Origin of the sequence: Halalkalicoccus sp. NIPERK01 (assembly GCF_030287405.1) — an archaeon.
Taxonomy (GTDB): Archaea; Halobacteriota; Halobacteria; order Halobacteriales; family Halalkalicoccaceae; genus Halalkalicoccus.
Map to the genome: position 1 here is coordinate 108,004 of NZ_JASVVV010000006.1, position 19,434 is coordinate 127,437.

General features: G+C 63.7%; 17 protein-coding genes. 12 read left to right on the forward strand and 5 right to left on the reverse strand.

Features of this window, described 5'->3' with window-relative positions:
- Positions 1 to 718: 718 nt before the first annotated feature.
- From QRT08_RS15550 to QRT08_RS15560, 3 genes are all read right to left on the reverse strand, one after another.
- Positions 719 to 1,243 carry a hypothetical protein gene (locus QRT08_RS15550; RefSeq protein WP_286046885.1) on the reverse strand — a complete coding sequence of 175 codons (525 nt, stop codon included), beginning with the start codon at positions 1,241 to 1,243 and terminating at the stop codon, positions 719 to 721.
- Between the two features lie 1,351 nt (positions 1,244 to 2,594).
- Positions 2,595 to 3,365 carry an IclR family transcriptional regulator gene (locus QRT08_RS15555; protein ID WP_286046886.1) on the reverse strand — a complete coding sequence of 257 codons (771 nt, stop codon included), beginning with the start codon at positions 3,363 to 3,365 and terminating at the stop codon, positions 2,595 to 2,597.
- 240 nt (positions 3,366 to 3,605) lie between these two features.
- Positions 3,606 to 4,577, reverse strand: a complete 972-nt coding sequence (locus QRT08_RS15560; RefSeq protein WP_286046887.1) for a mannonate dehydratase — start codon at positions 4,575 to 4,577, stop codon at positions 3,606 to 3,608.
- A gap of 181 nt (positions 4,578 to 4,758) precedes the next feature.
- On the opposite strand from QRT08_RS15560, the gene QRT08_RS15565 reads away from it, so the two are divergent.
- The 12 genes from QRT08_RS15565 to QRT08_RS15620 all read left to right on the forward strand — a co-directional run bounded on the left by QRT08_RS15565 (position 4,759) and on the right by QRT08_RS15620 (position 17,136).
- Positions 4,759 to 5,547 (forward strand): SDR family NAD(P)-dependent oxidoreductase, encoded by a 789-nt coding sequence (locus QRT08_RS15565; RefSeq protein WP_286046888.1) that lies wholly within the window; start codon positions 4,759 to 4,761, stop codon positions 5,545 to 5,547.
- A gap of 162 nt (positions 5,548 to 5,709) precedes the next feature.
- On the forward strand, positions 5,710 to 6,732 hold the full coding sequence (locus QRT08_RS15570) for a TRAP transporter substrate-binding protein (RefSeq protein ID WP_286046889.1): 1,023 nt from the start codon (positions 5,710 to 5,712) through the stop codon (positions 6,730 to 6,732).
- 54 nt (positions 6,733 to 6,786) lie between these two features.
- A complete protein-coding gene (locus QRT08_RS15575; RefSeq protein WP_286046890.1) occupies positions 6,787 to 7,341 on the forward strand; it encodes a TRAP transporter small permease in 555 nt (184 codons plus the stop codon).
- Positions 7,334 to 8,638: a TRAP transporter large permease gene (locus QRT08_RS15580; protein WP_286046891.1), complete on the forward strand. Its 1,305-nt coding sequence runs from the start codon at positions 7,334 to 7,336 to the stop codon at positions 8,636 to 8,638. Before QRT08_RS15575 ends, QRT08_RS15580 begins: the two co-directional genes overlap by 8 nt.
- Before the next feature lie 169 nt (positions 8,639 to 8,807).
- Positions 8,808 to 9,995 carry a UxaA family hydrolase gene (locus QRT08_RS15585; protein WP_286046892.1) on the forward strand — a complete coding sequence of 396 codons (1,188 nt, stop codon included), beginning with the start codon at positions 8,808 to 8,810 and terminating at the stop codon, positions 9,993 to 9,995.
- Positions 9,992 to 10,306, forward strand: a complete 315-nt coding sequence (locus QRT08_RS15590; protein ID WP_286046893.1) for a UxaA family hydrolase — start codon at positions 9,992 to 9,994, stop codon at positions 10,304 to 10,306. Before QRT08_RS15585 ends, QRT08_RS15590 begins: the two co-directional genes overlap by 4 nt.
- A complete protein-coding gene (locus QRT08_RS15595; protein ID WP_286046894.1) occupies positions 10,306 to 11,442 on the forward strand; it encodes a UxaA family hydrolase in 1,137 nt (378 codons plus the stop codon). Before QRT08_RS15590 ends, QRT08_RS15595 begins: the two co-directional genes overlap by 1 nt.
- A 168-nt stretch (positions 11,443 to 11,610) precedes the next feature.
- Positions 11,611 to 12,636 carry an NAD(P)-dependent alcohol dehydrogenase gene (locus tag QRT08_RS15600; RefSeq protein ID WP_286046895.1) on the forward strand — a complete coding sequence of 342 codons (1,026 nt, stop codon included), beginning with the start codon at positions 11,611 to 11,613 and terminating at the stop codon, positions 12,634 to 12,636.
- A 62-nt stretch (positions 12,637 to 12,698) separates the two neighbouring features.
- Positions 12,699 to 13,127: a universal stress protein gene (locus QRT08_RS15605; RefSeq protein WP_286046896.1), complete on the forward strand. Its 429-nt coding sequence runs from the start codon at positions 12,699 to 12,701 to the stop codon at positions 13,125 to 13,127.
- Between the two features lie 106 nt (positions 13,128 to 13,233).
- Positions 13,234 to 13,746, forward strand: a complete 513-nt coding sequence (locus QRT08_RS15610; RefSeq protein WP_286046897.1) for an LUD domain-containing protein — start codon at positions 13,234 to 13,236, stop codon at positions 13,744 to 13,746.
- On the forward strand, positions 13,739 to 16,000 hold the full coding sequence (locus tag QRT08_RS15615) for an LUD domain-containing protein (RefSeq protein ID WP_286046898.1): 2,262 nt from the start codon (positions 13,739 to 13,741) through the stop codon (positions 15,998 to 16,000). Before QRT08_RS15610 ends, QRT08_RS15615 begins: the two co-directional genes overlap by 8 nt.
- Positions 16,001 to 16,035: 35 nt before the next feature.
- Positions 16,036 to 17,136 carry a mandelate racemase/muconate lactonizing enzyme family protein gene (locus QRT08_RS15620; protein ID WP_286046899.1) on the forward strand — a complete coding sequence of 367 codons (1,101 nt, stop codon included), beginning with the start codon at positions 16,036 to 16,038 and terminating at the stop codon, positions 17,134 to 17,136.
- Between the two features lie 765 nt (positions 17,137 to 17,901).
- Here QRT08_RS15620 and QRT08_RS15625 read toward each other — a convergent pair.
- Positions 17,902 to 18,642, reverse strand: coding sequence for an MBL fold metallo-hydrolase (locus QRT08_RS15625; RefSeq protein ID WP_286046900.1), 741 nt, complete (start codon positions 18,640 to 18,642; stop codon positions 17,902 to 17,904).
- A 12-nt stretch (positions 18,643 to 18,654) separates the two neighbouring features.
- Positions 18,655 to 19,392, reverse strand: coding sequence for an MBL fold metallo-hydrolase (locus QRT08_RS15630; RefSeq protein WP_286046901.1), 738 nt, complete (start codon positions 19,390 to 19,392; stop codon positions 18,655 to 18,657).
- Between the last annotated feature and the right edge of the window lie 42 nt (positions 19,393 to 19,434).

Genomic DNA, 19,434 nt, shown 5'->3' on the forward strand with positions numbered 1-19,434 from the left:
ACTGCTGGCGTGGTCCGATATCGCATCACACATCATAACTCTTGCTATCGATGTCCTGGTCCAACCGATTGGCAAATCGACGGCGAGGCCGGCCCGCAGACGTGGTATCGAGGTGGTCTCGGCCATCGGTTGCAGTGCCGATCGTCAACGAAGATCTATCGACAGCGATCCTGCCAGCGCTCCACGCGAAGAAACGGGGATGGCGGAGCGGGGAGGGTCGCTGCGTTGGCGATGCGCAACGCAGACGAGGAGAGAGGAGGACTGATGCTCGCCGCCACGACCGGCCACGCGTGTAGAGCCGGGGGCGGCGATGATCAACGAAGCGTGAGCGACGGATACGTCCTCGATGGCGCTCGAGTCGATTTCGGCCGATAGGTGGCCGAGTATCGCTCGTACGCTCGTTTCGCAGCGGCTTGCTTTCGTTCACGGTCGCAGTGTGGACGCCTGCGAGAGTCCCCGTATTCGTATTCGCCGATAGCCTGGTTTTGGGAACGAGGGTACCCTCATCGACGTGTCCGTCCCCTGACGTACCGTATTCGACTACGACGGCCTGCCAGCACTCGGGCGCAGCCAGCCGATCCAGGGTTTCTCGCACTGCGCGTCCTGATGGCGTATTCACGCGGTAGTAATGGGGCTATGGAATGGACTGGGTCCGACTGTGTCCGCTCGACGGGACCAGAACGGGCGTCGATACGGGACGTGATCACTCGGTGATCCGCTACTCCCAGAACTCCGGGACCGTCGCGTCGATCTGATAGCCCTCGCCCTGATTGCTGTCGGACACAATCGTTCGGCGATCGCCGTCCATCGACAGCGGCCCCATGACGTTCGTTAAGAGGATGTCGCGGGTCTCGGTCCGGTGGAGTTCGTACCACTCGTCGCCGTCGACGCTCGCGAGCACGACCGAATCCGCCGCGGTATCGTTCATCGGCGAGTACCCAAACGGCATCAGACACAACTCGCGGCCGTCCTCGAGATCCTCGCGGATGTGCCAGCGTCGCCGAGCGTACATCTGCATGACGTCGTCGTCGGGATCGGTCTCGATCTCGACGTGGACCCGCTCGAAATCGCCCGCCTCTTCGGGTGTGTCGTCGGGGCCCTCGCGCTCCCAGCGAAGGATCCCCTCGGGCGTGCCGTCACTCCCGAGAACGACACAGTCTTTGAACGCGGCGACCTGCGTAACCATCGTGATGTCGCCCCGGTCGTCGATTGCCTCCCAAGAGTTCCCGAGGTCGTCTGCCACCAGTCGTCGCTAACCAGCACGCGCGGTCCGTCGCGTCCATAGACGCGGCCATCCGGGTCGACCCAGACGGGCTGGCCGGCCTCTCGCTCGTCGTGGACCTCGAGATCGTAATGGGTGTACGGCCGTCCGTCTCCCCCTTCCGGCTCGGGGTGTTCGGCATCCGAATCGGTATCGTCGGACTCGGTATCCCCGCTGACCGACTCCTCCGACGGCTCGTCCCCTGAACTGCCAAGGCAGCCCGCGAGCGCGACACTCGACCCTGTCGCTGCGACTGAGAGGGCGATAAACTGTCGTCTGTCCATACGATCAACAGCCGGTTGGATGATGGTTGTAAACTAGTTGCTAATTAGACATTACTATCTATGCGATAAATAATTCTCATCCTACCGGTGGATGAACCGGCATGGGTAGACGATCGTCCCCGAGAAAAACTCATTCCTCAGCCTCCTCGCTCGCCTCGACCCACTTGTCTCGGTCCGCTTCCCCGTAGCGATCATCAAACAGGCGCGTTACCCGATGGTGATCGTAGGCTTGCCGAAGTCGATCCAGGTCAGTAGTGAGTACGATCAGTGTTCGACATCCGGTTCTTCCGAACGCCGGGCGTCGACGCCGATAGATCCCCCGACCGCCAGCCCGCCGAGTCCCCATCCGTTCGGGGTTTGTCCACCCGCTACACGATATCGAACACCGACGAACGGATCGGGTGTGCTGAGTCCGTATCGTAGACATCAAAAATGTAACTTATAGCAGTAATTAGATATCACCAATGGTTTTAATAGAGATCATTTGATTAGAAGGTGATGTAGAGGTGTCTGTATCATATTCACGTACCATTCGTTCAAGTCGCTCTTGAACTCGTATCCTCGATCATAGCGGGGAGAGTCGTCGGTGATCGACAACACCCAGTCCGGGCCGGATAGCGCGCTGTATGCGGTGCATTGATCGGATCTCAGCGGAAAAAATAGCGAGTACCCACCGTCGCTGGAATCAACATAGTTGGACAGTGTGTGTCACACCTCGGAAGCGGTTCCGCTGGATGACTCAGTCATCTTCTGCCACCTCGACGACACCTCTTCGATTAGCCCGGTCGAAATCGGGCCGGATGGATGATCACAGCATGACGGGGGACGATGAATTACAGACATACTGACGTAATAGACGTGCTGAACTAGCGCGGCCGGAGCCCTACCGAGAGCGACCCTCATACGAGTGACCGGAGGAGACCAGGATCAGTTCGTCCACCGATACTGGACACCCGTTCTACCGTCGGGCGGACCCGATCACACCATCGTCGGTGGCGACGAATCGGATTGGATGTCGAGTCCCCGTAAAGCGGGGCACAGAGCCGGTCTCAGTAGTGTTTCGTCTTGAGTTCGATCACGTTCGCCGTGTTCTGGAGTGCGGGGAGGAGGTCCCGCTCGATGCGATCGGCGCCGAAGTCGTGTTTCGGGCCGGCCACCGAGATCGCGGCGTTGGGCATCTCGTCGCTCTCGACCGGAACGGCGACGGACTTGACACCCCGGACGCGCTCTTCGTCCTCGATGGCGTATCCCTGCGATCGGATCGACTCGACTTCGTCCTGCAGCGCGTCACGGTCGACGATCGTGTGTTCCGTCGCCTGGGGAAGGCCGCGCCGATCGACGATCCCGTCGATCTCCGCGTCGGACTTCCGTGACAGCATCGCCTTGCCGAGCGCCGTCCAGTGCATCCGGGTGTACTCGCCGGTCGGCGCGTTGTTGAAGATAGCGCCAGTCGGCTCCGTCCGATACAGCATGACGCGATAGCCACGTTCCTCACAGCCCATGGTTGCGACTTCGCTGGTCGTCCGTGCGAGCTCGTCGACCTCGTTTCGACCCGCCTGGTAGAGGCTGTTCTCGTGTCGTGCCCGCCCACCCAGGTTCAGGAACCGGAATCCGAGTCGATACTCCCCGTCCTCTCGCACCACGTAGCCGATGTCCTCGAGCGTCTTGAGATAGACGTGCACCGTGCTCTTCGGCAGCTCCATATGGGTCGCGAGCTCCCGGACGCCACACCCATCGAGTTCGCTCACCTCCTCGATGATGTCGAAAGCGTTTACGACCGCCTGAATCCGATTCGGTTCGTTCGATGAGTCCTCGGGCATTGGCTACGCCCATGGTGAGCTACCCAATAACGTTTTTCACCCTCGTCCAACACTACTGGACGGTCTTATCGAGAGCCAGCAATAGTGATGGTCGGTAACGGGCCAGGGTCAAACTCACGCAGAGGGTCGCGACAGAAGGCCGCTCAGCGGACATCGAAACGCGCTGTGAGTCATCCGACAAGTCGAGACACTGACGCTGGCCGAATGGCCGCCGGCGGTGGCGAACCGAACGAGAGAACTCTACTGGAGGGGCTGTTCGGTTTGTTCGAGCAACCCGCGCATGTACCCGATGGCGAAGAGTCGGCCCAGCATGTGATAGCCCGGATTCGAGTTGTCTTCGCCGGCCATCGTTGGAACGTGATCGGGGCGCATCGGCACGTCGTCGTCGACCGCGTCCTGATACGCCCGCATCGCAGCGAGCATGTCGTTCGGCCCCTCGTCGTGCCACGTCTCGACGAAGTCGTCGGCGTCGCCCTCGACGTCGCGGAAGTGGACGAAGTTGATCCGGTCGCCGAACCGGCGGATCGTCTCGGGGAGGTCGACGCCCATGGCCGCGAAGTTGCCCTGACAGAACGTGATACCGTTGTACTCGCTCTCGTAGCACTCGAGAACGCGCTCGTAGGCCGCGGGGCTGTTCACGATGCGGGGGATATCGCCGAGGGACTCCCGTGGCGGATCGTCCGGGTGAAGACCGAGCTTTACCCCCGCTTCCTCCGCGACCGGCCCCACCTCCCGGAGGAAGTACTCGAGCGCCTCCCAGAGCTGCTCGCGTGAGGTCTCGACCACCGGCTCCACGCGATCCCTGTGCATCCGATCGTTGGAGTAGGCGGTCACGAGCGACCCGCCGCGGGCCTCGACGTGGGACTCCGTCCGTGCCCAGCGGATCCCGACCATCCAATCGTAGCAGACGACGGGGATGTCGAGACGGCCGCAGTCCCTGAGAAACTGCTTGAACACCGCGATGTCCTCGTCGCGGCCCTCGAGTCCGAGCCGGATGCGATCGGTCAGCGGGACGCTTCCCTCGATGACGCTGATTTCGAGGCCGGCGTCCTCGTACCAGTTTTTCAGGTGCAACAGATCGTGGTAGCTCCAGGTGGTCTTCCCGTCACCGATCTCGAGGGTGTGAACGACGGCGCTGGTCACGCCCATCTGCTTGGCGAGCTGCCACCTCTCGTCGGGCTGGGGAGGGAGGACTACCGCTAGATCGACCATGGCCTGACGGATTGCGACCATGGGTAAATAGCTTTCTCTCGAAGCAACCGGGCACGGGTTTCGGGGAGGGAGCGCGCTGAGTTTCGCATCTCGCGGAACGTCCGGGACCCATCGGACGAACAGGGGCTCGGAGGGGGACAAGATAGAAATAGCCCGTCGAACGATCCCTTGACGAGCCAGTATGAGCGAGCTGTTCGAGGGCAAGACGGCGATCGTCACGGGAGCGTCGAGAGGGATCGGCAGCGGGATCGCGACCAAACTCGCCGAACACGGCGCGTCGGTCGTAGTCAACTACCGATCGTCCGACCGACGAGCGGCGGACGTGGTCGACGGAATCGAGGAGACGGGCGGAACCGCCGTCGCCGTGCAGGCCGACGTGAGCGAGTACGCCGACGTCGAGGCGATGGTAGAGGCGACCGTCGACCGGTTCGGCTCCCTCGACATTCTGGTGAACAACGCGGGGATGACGAAGATCGATCCGGCAGCGGAGATCGATATCGAGGACTGGCGACGGGTCATCGATGTCGACCTGACGGGCGTGTTCATCGGCTGTCAGGTCGCGGGGCGCCGGATGCAGGACCAGGCTGACGGCGGGGCCATCGTCAACATCGCGTCGATGATGGGGGAGATGGGATACCACATGCGAGCACCGTACTGCGCGGCAAAGGCGGGCGTCATCAACCTCACGCGAACGCTCGCCGTCGAGTGGGCAGCGGACGACATCGCCGTGAACGCACTCGCACCGGGGTTCATCAAGACCGACATCACGGACCAGACCCAGGAGTCGGCCGGGTACACCGACGACGACATCCGGCGCCGAACGCCCATGGCCCGGTTCGGCACCGTCGAGGAGATGGCCAACTGCGTCAGCTTCCTGGCGAGGGGCGACACCTACGTCACCGGCGAAGTCCTCCGGGCCGACGGTGGGTGGACCTCCGACGCATGGCGATATCACGAGGGACGGGCGTGACCGGCCGCGGGACCGCCAGCCGTTCGATCACCACCCGTCGTGGTCGAGTGCGAGAGAGATCAGCGAGGGATCCGCGACCCCGAGCGAGCGCAGCGTGGTAGAGGAGGGGTTTGCCATAGAGGAAACCTTTTTACCGGTGAGACGGGACCGTTGTGATGAATTATGTCAGATGGAGGTCCGGGAATCGATAGGCGCTCGGTAATCAAGGGTATCGGCGCGGGAGCGATCACGGCGACTGCGGGCTGTTCGAGCCTCAGCGGCGGGGGTGGTGACGGTGGCGGCACCAGCATGACGATCGCCAGCACGTTCGAACCGGGTCACATTCTGGTTCAGGCCGCCGAGAACTTCAAAGAGCAGATCGAGGAGGAGTCCGGTGGCGACATCTCCGTCGAGATCAGTCCCGGCGGGTCCTACGGGTCGGAAGACGAGATCGGGGAGATCGTGAGCGAGGGTGGCGTCGAAGCCCACGCGGCGGGGAGCTTCCCGTACTACCAGTTCGCCCCGGAGTACTGGTTCTTCGGCTGTCCGTTCGTCCTCCCGGACTACGACCAGTTGCTCTCGGTGCTCGAGAGCGACGAGATGCAGGAGGCCCACGACGCGCTCATCGAAAACGGGAGCCAGCGTCCGATCGGCCAGCAGATCTATCGCGGTGCTCGCCACTTCACGTCGAACACGCCGGTCCGAACCCCCGACGACGTCGGCGGCCTCGACCTGCGCCTCCCGGAGCTGGACCCGTGGGTCCAGACGTGGGAGTCCGTCGGTGCGTCGCCGACCCCGGTCGCACTGGACGAACTGTACAGCGCGCTCGAACAGGGCGTCGTCGACGCCTCGGAGGGTGGCGCAGAACAGATCAGCTCGTTCAACCTCCACGAGGTCCAGAGCCACCTGAGTCTGACGGGCCACCTGATCGCCAACGGGAACATCTACATCAACGAGACGTTCTACCAGGGCCTCGATCAGTCACAACAGGACATGGTCATGGAGGTCGGCCAGCAGGCGACGCAGGACGCCGCCGAGACGTCCCAGAACCGCGAGCAAGATCTCATCACCGAACTCGGCGATCAGGGCATGGAGATCGTCGAGGACGTGGACGCCGACGCGTTCCAGCAGGCCGCAGCCCCCGGTGTGGAGGAGCTGTTCGAAACCACCTGGGCCTTCGACTGGGAAACCGTCCGGAACATGTGAGACGATCCGAGGGTGTAGAGGTAAGTATCTGTAACCACCACTGGCTCACTGATCATGGAAATCGACCAATCACTCGACCTCGAACGCGATCACCTCTTCGACAGGATCGTCCTCTACAGCGCGACGGGGCTGTTCGCGATCACGATCGTCCTGACCACGATTCAGATCTTCGTTCGCTTGTTGGGCCTCCCCACGTTCGGGGTCCTCCACTGGACCGAACCGGCGGCGCGGTTCATCCTCATCGTCGCGACGTACATCGGCGCCGCCGTCGCCGTCCGAAACAGCGAACACATCTCGATCCAGTTCCTCCTCGAACGGCTCACGGGTTGGAACCCGCGAATCGGCCTGACGATACAGATCCTGGGCGAGCTGATCGTCATCGGGTTCCTCCTGGTCGCCCTCCGGGGGACCATCGGGACGGCCATCGGCAACTGGGCGACGTCGATCGGCGGCATCGGGTTCGTCACCGCGGGGAACCTCTACCTCGGAATCGCCATCGGTATCGCGTTGATGCTGGTCTATGCCGTGATCGACATCGTCACGTTGGCGAAGGGGATCACTGACGACACCGTACGCGGGCGGGTCGAGGAGGGGATGGCCGATGAGTGAGCTGCTCGTCATCGGCGCCCTGTTTCTCGGCACGCTCCTCGTGCTGTACGCGATCGGCGTCCCGGTCGGGATCGCCATGGGCGCGACGTGTGTCCTGGTGATGATGTCCTCCTTCGGCAACGGCATCAACTACGGCGTCATCTCTCAACAGTTGCTCTACGGCCTCAACAGCTTCACGCTGCTCGCGATCCCGTTTTACCTCCTGCTCGGACGGCTGATGAATCGCATCGGGATGACCCCCCGGATCTTCGATCTGGCGAACTCGATGGTCGGGCAGTTCCGCGGCGGACTCGCCCACGTCAACATCGTCGCCAGCATGATCTTCTCCGGGATGTCCGGTCTCGCCGTCGCCGATGCTGCGGGGCTTGGCCGCGTCGAGTACGCCGCGATGCGCGATCAGGGCTACGAGAAGGACATCTCGCTCGGCGTCACCGGGTCGTCGGCCATTATCGGGCCGATCATCCCGCCGAGCGTCCCGATCATCATCTACGCCGTGTTGGCCGAGGAGTCGATCGGGCAGCTGTTCCTCGGCGGCATCATCCCCGGGGTCCTCATCGGCGTCTTCCTCATGGTGCTCGTCCTCCTGTTCGTGTACCTCCGGGGATACGAGACCGAGGACTCCTTCGAGCTCGCGAAATTCTGGAGGTGCCTGAAGGAGGCGGTGTTCCCGCTGTTCGCGCCGATACTCATCATCGGCGGGATCCTCACCGGGACGTTCACCGCCACCGAGGCGGGCGCGATCGCCGTTGTGTACACCGTTCTGCTCGGCATGTTCGTCTACAAGGAGCTCACCCTCAGAGGGCTCTTCGAGGAGCTCCAGTACGGGATGGTCGAGACCTTCGCGCTGACGTTCATCGTCGGCGTCGCGTCGCTGTACGGTCTCGTTGCCCTCCAACTCCGCCTGCCGATCCTGATGGCCGAGTCGATCACGACCTTCTCCAGCGACCCCACGATCGTGATGCTCCTCCTGGTCGGGCTCCTCCTCGTCGTCGGGACGTTCATGGAGACGATCGCCGCGATCACGATCCTCGTGCCGATCTTCATGCCGATCCTCCAGCTCACCGGGATCGACCCGATCCACTTCGGGATCGTGATGATCCTGACGCTGATGCTCGGGCTGTTGACCCCGCCGTTCGGCGTCATTCTCTTCGTCCTCGAGAAGGTGACCGACGCGACGCTTGAGGAGACGATGAAGGCGGTCCTGCCCTACTACGTGCCGATCCTCCTGGTGTTGCTGCTCACCATCTTCGTCCCGGAGATCGTCATGTATCCGGCGACCGAGCTGATGGGGTCCTGAGGGAGTCGGTTTCCCCGCCGGTATCGGGTGGGTCTCGTCTCGATCCCCGATGGAGGTCTCGGAGGCCGCCACGGCGAAGCAGTGGCGGTGACACGTCCGGATGCGGTCGGCCTCTTCCCGTGCTGTACACCGACGAAACCTTTTTGTCACCCGTGAGAGAGTACCGACCATGGCAACGTTTCAGGGGTACCAGCGACCCGACGGTCCTGCTGGCGTCCGCAACTACGTCGCCGTAGTGCCGACATCGGTCGCGGCGTCCGCGGTCGCGGAAGCGGTCGCCGACCGCGCGACCGAAACCGTCCGGTCGACGCCCCATCAGATGGGGATCGACCCGCCGAAGGCGGCGCGCGAGCAGATCGAGCGAACGCTCGCGGGCGTCGGACGGAACCCGAACGTGGGGGCGGCGCTCGTCGTCAGTCTCGGCCCGGAAACGATCGACGCCGACGCGATCGCCGACGAGATCGCCGGCGCCGGACGGGACGTCGAGACGCTCTCGATCCGGGAGGCCGGCGGGACGGCGGCGACGGTCGAGGCGGGCGTCGCCCTCGCGCGCGACCTCTGGGACGGGATCGCCGATGCCCGACGCGAGGAACGGGACGCGAGCGAACTCGTCTTCGGCGTCGAGTGTGGCGGGTCGGACGCGACCAGCGGGATCGCGGCGAACCCCGCGGTCGGGGCCGCCTGCGATCGACTCGTCCGTGACGGTGGCACTGCGAGCTTCTCCGAGACGCCCGAGTTCATCGGCGCGGAACACATCCTCGCGGACAGATGCGTCGACGAGGAGGCCCGCGAGCGCCTCCTCGAACGCGTCGAGCGGCGCGAATCGGCCGCCCAGCTGATGGGGGTCGACCTCCGGGGCGCACAGCCGACCCCCGGAAACCAGGACGGCGGGTTGACGACCATCGAGGAAAAGAGCCTCGGGGCCATCTCGAAGGGCGGGACGACGCCCGTTCGCAGGATCGTCGACTACGCCGAATCGCTCCCCGTCGGCGGCGGCTTGGTGTTGATGGACACGCCGGGCTACGACATCGAGAGCGTCGTGGGGAAGGTCGCCGGCGGCGCGCAGATCGTCGCGTTCACGACGGGCCGTGGCTCGACGACCGGCAACCCCCTCGCGCCAGTGATCAAGGTAACGGGGAACCCGAAGACCGCGGACCGACTGGCCTCGAACATGGACGTCGACGCCAGCACGATCATCGACGGCGAGTCCATCGACGCGGTCGGCGAGCGAATTTACGAGACGCTGCTGGAGGTCGCGAGCGGCGCGCGGACCGCCGCGGAGCAGCGCCGTCTGGAGGAGTTCGCGATCAACGAGCTGCAACCGAACGAACTGGCGGAGCGACGGGGGGAGGCATGAAAGGCGAAGTACTGGGCGACTGTGGGTTGCACATGGCGCGGGCGGACAACGTCGTCACGGCCATCGCCGATCTCGAGGCGGGCACGGAGATCCCCTCCGACGGGGCGACGATCGAACTCGTCGAGGACGTCCCGTTCGGTCACAAGGTCGCGCTGGTCCCGATCGAGGCCGGCGACACCGTCGTCAAGTACGGGGAGCCGATCGGCGAGGCCGTCGAGTCGATCGCCCCCGGCGAGTGGGTTCACACGCACAACTGCGAGAGCGCCCGTGGCAGGGGTGATCGCGTCGTGATCGAGGAGGAGGCAGCCTGATGTCGCAGCCGATTCCGGAGGCGTCTCACGACCTGCGTGGAGAGGCGTTCACGGGATTCCGACGGGACGACGGCCGCGTCGGCGTCCGAAACCGGATCCTCGTCGCACCGTCCGTGATCTGTTCGCACATCGTCGCCGAGCGCATCGCAGATGCCAGCGAACACGCCGTCTGCACGCCGCACGATCACGGCTGCGCCCAGATCGGTGCCGACCACGACCAGACGGAACGGACCCTGTTGAACCTCGCACGGAATCCCAACGTCGCGGGGACGACCGTCGTGGGCCTGGGCTGTGAGCACCTCCAGAGCAGCCCCTTTGCCGATCGCATCGCCGCCGACGGCGTTCCCGTTCGCGAGACCGCCATCCAGGACGCCGGCGGAACGGAGGCCTGCGTCGAGGAGGGGATCGCCGCCACTGCGGACCTGACGCGGACCGCCCTGTCCGACGAGCGGGCCGACGCGACCCTCGCCGACCTCACCGTCGGCGTCGTGAGTTCGGATCTCGACCGATCGACCCGGGAGGTCGCGGACCCGCTCGTCGGCGAGACCGTCGACGCCCTGCTCGACGCCGGAGCACGCGTCGTCGTCGCCGGCACCGAACGGCTCGCCCCACACCCGGACGCCGCCTCCGCCCGCGGTGCGACCGACGCGGTCGCCGACGAGATCCGCGCGGCCTGCGAGCGCGACGGGGCCCGGCCCGGGAGTGCCCAGCGGATCACCCGATGTGCCGCGGACGCCGAGTTCGGATCGGTCGTCGGGACGTGGGGGACCGCTCGCGTCGACGAGTTCGTCCCCTACGGTGATCGGGTGAGCATCGACGAGGGGCTGGCGCTGATCGACTCCCCCTCTCGCTTCGAGGAGGCGGCGACGGGACTGGCGGCCGCCGGCGCGTCCGTCGTCGTCCACGTGACGGCGGACGGGATTCCGACGGGGCACCCGGTCGTTCCGGTGCTGAAGGTGACCGCCGACGAGACGACGGCAACAGCGCTCGCGACCGACATCGACCTCGACGCCCGTGCCGTCGGACCGGACGCCGTTCTCGACGAACTCCTGCGGGTGGCCGACGGCGGTCGAACCGCCACGGAGGAACACGGCCTGACCAAGTTCGCGATAAACCGCGTCGGACCGTCGCTATGACGTCGCCTCTCGGCCGGTTCCGGAGGAGCCGGTGATCGCGATGGCCGCACCACACTCGATGAGCGCCGATTCCACCACTAGCATGACGGGTACTACTCAGCCAGACGGAGTCACGACGAAGTCCCCTGTACCGGAAACGAACCATCGGTCCTCGCTCGAGCCAAGCGCATGAAATCGGTAGCACTCGTCGACGCGGGGACGTTCGAGGTCCGGTCCGGGGAGCCCCCCGAGCCGGCAGCAGCGGAGGTCCTCGTCGACGTGAGCGACGTCGGCATCTGTGGATCGGACCTCCACTGGTACGACCACGGCCGGATGGGCGAGCGGATCGTCGAGGAGCCGTTGGTGCTCGGCCACGAGAGCGCGGGCCGGGTCGTCGAGGTCGGTCGGGACGTCGAGCGCGTCGCCGTCGGCGACGAGGTCGCGATAGAGCCCGGCGTCCCGTGTGGACGCTGTGAGTACTGTCGAGGCGGTCGGTACAACCTGTGTCGGGACGTGGCGTTCATGGCGACGCCGGGCACCGACGGGGCCTTCAGGGAGTACGTCGCCTGGCCGGCGGAGTTCGTCCACGGGCTTCCGCCGGCCGTCTCGGCACGCGAGGGCGCGCTGTGCGAACCGATAAGCGTCGCCATTCAGGCCGTCCGGCGAGCCGACATCGACGTCGGCGACACCGTGCTCGTCATGGGCGCGGGGCCGATCGGGACCCTCGCGATGGACGTTGCAAGGGCGGCCGGCGCCGCGAACCTGGCCGTCGTCGACGTCGTTCCCTCGAAGTTGGACCGGGCCGTCGAACGGGGAGCCGGGTTGACGATCGACGCCCGCGAGACGAACGTCGCGGAGGCGGTCCGCGACGAGTTCGGCGCGGGTGCCGACGTTGCGATCGAGGCGACCGGGGCGCCACCGGCCATCGAGGCGACGCTCGACGTCCCGCGGCCGGACGGCACCGTGGTCCTGGTCGGTCTCGCCCCCGACGAGGCGGTCCCGGTGGACACGTTCGAACTCGTCCGACGCCAGATCGACGTCCGCGGGAGTTACCGGTTCGCGAACACGTACTCGACGGCGATCTCGCTGCTCGCGGCCGGCGAGGTCGACGCGGCGGGGATCGTGGACTTCGAGATGCCCCTCGACCGCCTCGGGGACGCCTTCGAACGGGCCAAGGAGCCCGACGTGATCAAGGGGATGGTCTCGGTGGACTGAGACGGCCGCTCGGCGGACCCGTTCAGGAGAACATTTAAACCGAAACGGACACCTCCCACCGTATGGTCATCGTCGTAGCGATCAGCGACTCCGAGCAGTCGAGAGCCGTCGCCGCACGGGCGGACGAACTGGCGCGAGCGTTCGACGACGAACTCGCCCTCATACACGTCATCGAGGAGACCGAATACACGAGGATCGTCGAGAAGCAGTCCACCGCCCGGGAGACCGGTACGGGGTCCGTAGAGGACACCGCCGCCGCCCAGGCGGCAGAGGGGCTCGATGAGGTCATGTCCGTCGACTACGACGTCATCGGCCGGGTCGGGAACCCCGGCAAGAAGGTCGTCGAGTACGCGGCGGAAGTCGACGCCCGGTATCTCGTCATCGGCGGGCGAGCACGATCTCCGGTGGGGAAAGCGCTCTTCGGAAGCGTGGCCCAGTCGATCCTCCTGAACACGGAACGCCCCGTCGTCGCGGTCCCGGCGGCCGAGTAGCGAGTTACGGACCGAACGACTGCAAGAACGCCTCGCCGCGGTCGATCGCTAGTCGACCGACGGGAGGAGTACAAGGTTTATCAGCGATGGTTACGTGTTCGATGATATGAGTGCGGGTTCGGTACGCGAGTTCCAGCAGTCACTGGCGGATTTAGATACGGCGTCGACCGTCGTCTCGCCCGATGAGTTCGAAACCGAACTCGAAGACATCATCGAGACCCCCGCGGTCGGTGCCGAGCTCCCCTTCGACGACCCCTCCCTGTCGGATCTCCCGGTACAGCTCGAGCCGTCCCCGGCGCAACTGCGCGAGGCGGTAACGGGCGTGACGGGCGCTCGGATGGGCATCGCCTCGCTGGGGACCGTTGCCGTCGAATCACGCTCACGGGGCGACGAGTTCGTCGCGCTCTACCCGGCGTGTCACGTCGTCGTCGTCCGGGAGCGCGACATTCGAGCGGACCTCTCGGACGCCTTTTCGTGGCTCCGGGCCGAGTTCGAGGCGGGCCGGCAGTCGCTCATCCTCGCGACCGGGCCGAGTTCGACCGGCGACATGGGTGCGCTCGTACAGGGTGTCCACGGGCCGGAGGAGGTCCACATCGTCATCATCAGAGACAATGAGTGAGTCAACACCAACACGACCGGAGGCCGACCGTATCCGCGCGTTGCTCGAGACGGAGAGCGACGAGATCAAGGAGAACACGCGCCTGTTCAACGCCGCGCGGTACGATGCGGTCGAGGCCGTCGGAGCGGAGACGCACGAGCAGTATCGAACCCGGGCGCGGGAGATAAAGGAGAAGTCGATCGAACGGCTGCCGGACCTCATTCACCGGACCAGAACGGCCGTCGAAGCCAACGGGGGGACGGTGTACGTCGCGGACGACGCCGAGGACGCGAACCGGTACATCACGAGGGTGGTAGCGGACGAAGGGGCCGACAGCGTCGTGAAATCGAAGTCGATGACGACCGAGGAGATCGATCTCAACGACGCCCTCGAGGCGGATGGCTTCGACGTCTGGGAGACGGATCTGGGCGAGTTCGTCATCCAGGTCGCCGAGGAGTCGCCCTCGCACATCGTCGGTCCCTCGCTGCACAAGTCCCGCGAGGAGATCACGGCCCTGTTCGAACGGGAGTTCGAGCCCGACGAGCCGCTCGACTCCGCACAGAAACTCACGGCGTTCGCGCGGGAGTTCCTCGGTGAACGCATCGACGAGGCGGACGTCGGCATCACGGGGGCGAACTTCGTCATGGCCGAGAGCGGATCGATCGCGCTGGTGACCAACGAGGGGAACGCGCGCAAGTGCGCCTCGATTCCCGACACGCACGTCGCCGTCGCCGGGATCGAGAAGATCATCCCCTCGATCGCCGAGCTCGAGCCGTTCGCGGGGCTCATCTCGCGGTCGGCGACGGGACAGGACGTCCCGCAGTACCTGTCGCTGCTGACGCCCCCGGTCGACACGCCGACGATCGACTTCGATCGGGCCGACGAACCGGGCTTCGGAGGCGGCGACGCGGACCGGGAGTTCCACCTCGTGCTCATCGACAACGGCCGACGCGCGATGCGCCGGGACGAGGAGTTGAGGGAGACGCTGTACTGCATCCGGTGTGGGGCGTGTGCGAACTCGTGTGCGAACTTCCAGTCGGTCGGCGGGCACGCCTTCGGCGGCGAGACGTACACCGGTGGCATCGCAACGGGCTGGGAGGCCGGCATCGAGGGGCTGGACGTCGCCGCGGAGTTCAACGACCTCTGTACGGGGTGTTCGCGCTGCGTGAACGCGTGTCCGGTGAAGATCGACATCCCCTGGATCAACACGGTCGTGCGCGACCGCATCAACCGCGGCAAGGACCCCGGCTTCGACGACCTGCTGGTCGACGGGCTCGTCCCCGACGAGGAGGGGAGCGGGACACCCCTCCGAAAGCGCTTCTTCGGGAACTTCGAGACCGTCGCGAGGCTCGGCAGCGCGACGGCCCCCCTCTCGAACGCCCTCGCGTCCACCGGCGTGGCCCGAAAATCGATGGAGTCGGTCCTCGGGGTGGACGCCAGACGCGACCTGCCGGCGTTCGAGCGGACCACGCTCCGGAAGTGGGCCCGCTCGCGGGACCCGAACGTCGAGGATCCGGTCCGTCGCGTCGTCCTGTATCCGGACGTGTACACGAACCACGTCCGGACCGAACGGGGCAAGGCCGCCGTTCGCGTTCTAGAGGCACTGGGCTGTGAGGTGGTCGTGCCGGACGTGGGTGGCTCCGGCCGCGCGCCGCTCTCACAGGGGATGATCGCGACGGCCGAAAGAAAGGCGAGGAGCGCCGCCGAGTCGCTGCTGCCCTACCTCGAGGACGGTTACGACGTGGTCGTCGTCGAACCGAGCGACATCGCGATGTTCCGACGCGAGTACGAGAAGCTGCTGCCTGCAGGGGCGTACGAACGGATCGACGAGGGGAGCTACGAGATACTGGAGTTCGTCTACGGGCTCTTGGAGAACGACGGGGACATCGACGCCCTCCCCGCCGGCAACGGCGCCGGGATCGCCTACCACAGTCACTGCCAACAGCGAACGCTCGGCCTCGAATCGTACACGGAGACGGTTCTGGAGCGACTCGGATACGACGTGCTCACCTCCGACGTGGAGTGTTGCGGAATGGCCGGGAGTTTCGGCTACAAGAGCGAGTACTACGACCTCAGTATGGACGTCGGCGAAACGCTCGCCGAGCAGTTCGAACCGGCCGCGGACGAGCGAACGGTCGTCGCCAGCGGGACGTCCTGTATGGAGCAGCTCGATTCCCTCCTCTCGCCGGGGACGCGCCATCCGATCGAGCTCCTCGATCCCGTCGGCAGGGAGGACGAGACACCGAACGGGACGAGTCCGCTGCGGAAGTCCTAAACTGTTTTGTACCGCGAATCCGTCTCGAACGAGGGATGAACGAATCAGCGTCCAGCGTCGGCAGCATCCGGACGATCGACACCAGCCTCTACCGAGTCCCGAACGAACAGACGCTCGAGGACGCGACCCAGTCGTTCGACACGCTGGAGATCGTCGCGCTCACCGCGGAATCCGACGGCGGGCATCGCGGCCTCGGCTTCACCTACACCATCGGCCGCGGGGGTGCGACGATCAAACGGTTCCTCGACGACGAACTCGTCCCGCTCCTGGAGGGGCAGCCGGTCGCGCCGCGCGCCGTGCGATCGGTCCTCCGGGACGAGACGACGTTCATCGGTCGCGAGGGGATCAGCGAGTTCGCCATCGCCGCGATCGACATCGCGGTCTGGGACCTGCTCGGCAAGCACGCCGGCCTGCCGCTGTGCGAACTCCTCGGCGGGACCAGGGAGCCGGTACCGATGTACGAAACGGACGGCGGGTGGCTCCAGTACGATGCCGACACGCTCGTCGAGAACGCACGGGAGATCGCCACCGAAGGATTCGCCGGCATGAAGATGAAAGTCGGATCGTCCATCGAACGCGACGTCGAACGCGTCCGCGCGGTTCGGGACGCACTGCCGGCGGATCGCCACCTGATGCTCGACGGCAACTGCTCGTATACGGTGCCGGAAGCGCGGCGGTTAACGAGCCGTCTCGATGACGTCGCGATAACGTGGTTCGAAGAACCACTGCCGAAAGGGGACTACGCCTCGTACGCCGACCTCCGACGCCGCGTCGACGTGCCGATCGCCACCGGCGAGAACTTCTACAACGAGACGCAGTTCCGGCAGGTGATCGATCGGAACGCCGTCGACTACCTGCAGCCGGACGTCTGTCGTGTCGGCGGAATAACGCCGTGGATGAGCGTTGCGGATCAGGCCGCTTCGGCCGGCCCCTCCGTCTCGCCACACTACATCGAACCGATCCACGCGCACCTCGCCTGCGCCGCCACCAACGTCCCGTACATCGAACACCACTCGACCGTGCTCGACGAGCTGCTCGCGAACCCGGTCGAAGCGGACAACGGACGGATCCTGCCGCCGAACCGCCCGGGTCACGGGATGTCGTTCGAGGATGCAGAACGGTATCAGGACGCCTGAGGACGATGGTTCGACGAGCGGCTCGGGCCGATAAATCAGCGGCGCTATCCTTCGACCGTGAAGCGGTTCAACACAATAGCTACTGCTCGACTCTCATTTTAGAGAAGAGTTTCAGTTTATCAGACTGTATTATTTGAATATGAATATTTGATATTCTTGTAGAAATACGAATAAAAGACGGTTAAATAGTTAGATATTCCTCGAATAGTAGAATATACTCTATGATATAGCAGCTAATAAGATATTTAGACTAAATACAGAAATAATTTTTTCGAATAGAAGTAGACATATGATCACATCTTCGTACAGACACATAGTTGGCATGTATGATCCCCGATCCACTAGGTTTTCTTCGATCGAGTTGCTCGAGAGACGCTCACAGCCGGTTACGAGAGGCGAGTTCTCGGCAAACTGCGGAGTGACGCCCCGTGAATGACGTCGTTTATTGGGGCTTGCTTCGGTCGATCAACCGGCCGGCCGCGGTGATGACCGCCCCGACCGCGGTTTCGGAGAGTTCCTCCGACGACTCCAGTCCCGACGCCCGTGCGAACAGGTTCGCCATCGATACGGGTGTTCGCACCCACCTCTTGGAGGAGTTGGTTCGTCCGCCCGAGGTCATCTGCGATAACGACGGCCCCTAATAGCCCGTCAACGTATCGCCGCTCGTCACGATACGTGTTTAGATGCAGTTGTGACGATCCACGTACAGTCATCTATCCAGAGACACATAAGATGCGTTGGCCGTAAATCAATCCGGCACAGACGTTATGTCACTGAATACTCCTCAGCGATATAGCGAGTAGCCTCGATTAACTTATCGAGAAACTCATCGAGATCGGTTCGATGGATGGGATGTCCATGAATCGGTGCGATATAAGAGATGTCATATGACCTGATGATCGAATCAAGGGCTGCGGCGAGTTTGTCAGCATCCACATACCGCAACCAAACGAGGTTATTCCGGTGGAACTCGAGTATCGATTCCTCAGGAATTCCGTCCGTGAATTCCTTTGACGTCTTGTCACAGTCCATTGGATCGTGGTAGGAGCCAAAGCCGTCTGCAGTGAACAGCACCTCAGACTGATGATCGTAGATCCACGTAGTGTGAGAGCGGTCGGCGAGTGGCGGATCAATAAAGCTAAACATGCGATTCTGGATCGAGAGCGACCCGCCGATCCGACACCGTCGTGCATCTGAGAGCCCCTGAATTTCGGGTGAGCCGGACGATGCAATCAACTCTACGTCATCCCATTCTTCACGGAATTCGGAGACGTTTCCGGAGTGTGGGTAATCAGAGTGGGAGAGTACAATGGCATCGATTCCATTCCCTTCAGTAGCGTCAACAATTTCCATCCGGATCGCCTCCCGGTGATAAAAAGACCCAGAGTCGATTAGAACGGTTCCCGAATCACCCCGGATTAGATACGTCGAGACGTGCTCATGGCGGTCACCGTGTGCGTAACACTCGTTTATCCAGACGACCTCGTCGGTGAGTTCTGTTGTCATGATAATTCCCAATTACCCGAGCGCTCCGATTCGGTCCCGTCGTTCGATCTCTGCGACGACATCCTTCAGTAATTCTATATATTTTCTTGGATTCTCCCTGATCACGAGTCCGTGTGCTGGAAGGATCACAGCCGGATCGTAGGTGTGTTTTACCTGCTCGATCTCCCGTTGGACTTTTTCGACATCCACGTACTGGTGCCAAAAGAGTACACGGCCATGGAACTGGAGTAACCGAGTGCCGTCGAGTTCCGCGTCCAGTTCGTCGACGAAACGCAGTTGCTCACTCTCAAGGTGTGGGAACCCCATCCAGTCGACGGTGAACAGCATCCTTTCGGTTCGTTCGCTCATCCAAAGTGAGACAGGAGCGTCAAGGAAGGTCGCCTCGTGGAAGTCAACGACGTACTCCCCTAGATCGATAGAATCTCCCTCTCCTACCAAGTAAGCGTCGTCGAGCCGATACAGTTCATGATCGTCGCCGTAACGTGGGGCGACGACAGTCGGATCGTACTCAGCACAGATTGCGCTCGTACCACCTGCGTGCGGGACATCAGGATGAGATACGACGAGGTAGTCGAGATCGTCCTCAAGGAGAACATCGAGTTCTGATAGGATCTGACCGGTGCTCGCTGGAGAGAGCGTGTCTAGTAAGAGTGTCGCGTCTCCACCGTCAAGGAGGTAGGCGCATTGGGGAATATGAACGGACTGTCCTTTATCGTACCAACTCGGAACCGGGTCCATCTCTTCGATCATTCCAGATCGATCTGGTCCCGGTTCATACAGCCAGTAAACACC

What these genes read in the sequence shown, in the direction of transcription:
- QRT08_RS15585 (WP_286046892.1), top strand. Translation starts at nt 8,808, where the DNA reads ATGGCAACGTTTCAGGGGTACCAGCGACCCGACGGTCCTGCTGGCGTC.
- QRT08_RS15575 (WP_286046890.1), top strand. Translation starts at nt 6,787, where the DNA reads ATGGAAATCGACCAATCACTCGACCTCGAACGCGATCACCTCTTCGAC.
- QRT08_RS15610 (WP_286046897.1), top strand. Translation starts at nt 13,234, where the DNA reads ATGAGTGCGGGTTCGGTACGCGAGTTCCAGCAGTCACTGGCGGATTTA.
- QRT08_RS15625 (WP_286046900.1), bottom strand. Translation starts at nt 18,642, where the DNA reads ATGACAACAGAACTCACCGACGAGGTCGTCTGGATAAACGAGTGTTAC.
- QRT08_RS15620 (WP_286046899.1), top strand. Translation starts at nt 16,036, where the DNA reads ATGAACGAATCAGCGTCCAGCGTCGGCAGCATCCGGACGATCGACACC.
- QRT08_RS15570 (WP_286046889.1), top strand. Translation starts at nt 5,710, where the DNA reads ATGTCAGATGGAGGTCCGGGAATCGATAGGCGCTCGGTAATCAAGGGT.
- QRT08_RS15630 (WP_286046901.1), bottom strand. Translation starts at nt 19,392, where the DNA reads ATGATCGAAGAGATGGACCCGGTTCCGAGTTGGTACGATAAAGGACAG.
- QRT08_RS15590 (WP_286046893.1), top strand. Translation starts at nt 9,992, where the DNA reads ATGAAAGGCGAAGTACTGGGCGACTGTGGGTTGCACATGGCGCGGGCG.
- QRT08_RS15555 (WP_286046886.1), bottom strand. Translation starts at nt 3,365, where the DNA reads ATGCCCGAGGACTCATCGAACGAACCGAATCGGATTCAGGCGGTCGTA.
- QRT08_RS15600 (WP_286046895.1), top strand. Translation starts at nt 11,611, where the DNA reads ATGAAATCGGTAGCACTCGTCGACGCGGGGACGTTCGAGGTCCGGTCC.
- QRT08_RS15615 (WP_286046898.1), top strand. Translation starts at nt 13,739, where the DNA reads ATGAGTGAGTCAACACCAACACGACCGGAGGCCGACCGTATCCGCGCG.
- QRT08_RS15560 (WP_286046887.1), bottom strand. Translation starts at nt 4,577, where the DNA reads ATGGTCGATCTAGCGGTAGTCCTCCCTCCCCAGCCCGACGAGAGGTGG.
- QRT08_RS15565 (WP_286046888.1), top strand. Translation starts at nt 4,759, where the DNA reads ATGAGCGAGCTGTTCGAGGGCAAGACGGCGATCGTCACGGGAGCGTCG.
- QRT08_RS15580 (WP_286046891.1), top strand. Translation starts at nt 7,334, where the DNA reads ATGAGTGAGCTGCTCGTCATCGGCGCCCTGTTTCTCGGCACGCTCCTC.
- QRT08_RS15605 (WP_286046896.1), top strand. Translation starts at nt 12,699, where the DNA reads ATGGTCATCGTCGTAGCGATCAGCGACTCCGAGCAGTCGAGAGCCGTC.
- QRT08_RS15595 (WP_286046894.1), top strand. Translation starts at nt 10,306, where the DNA reads ATGTCGCAGCCGATTCCGGAGGCGTCTCACGACCTGCGTGGAGAGGCG.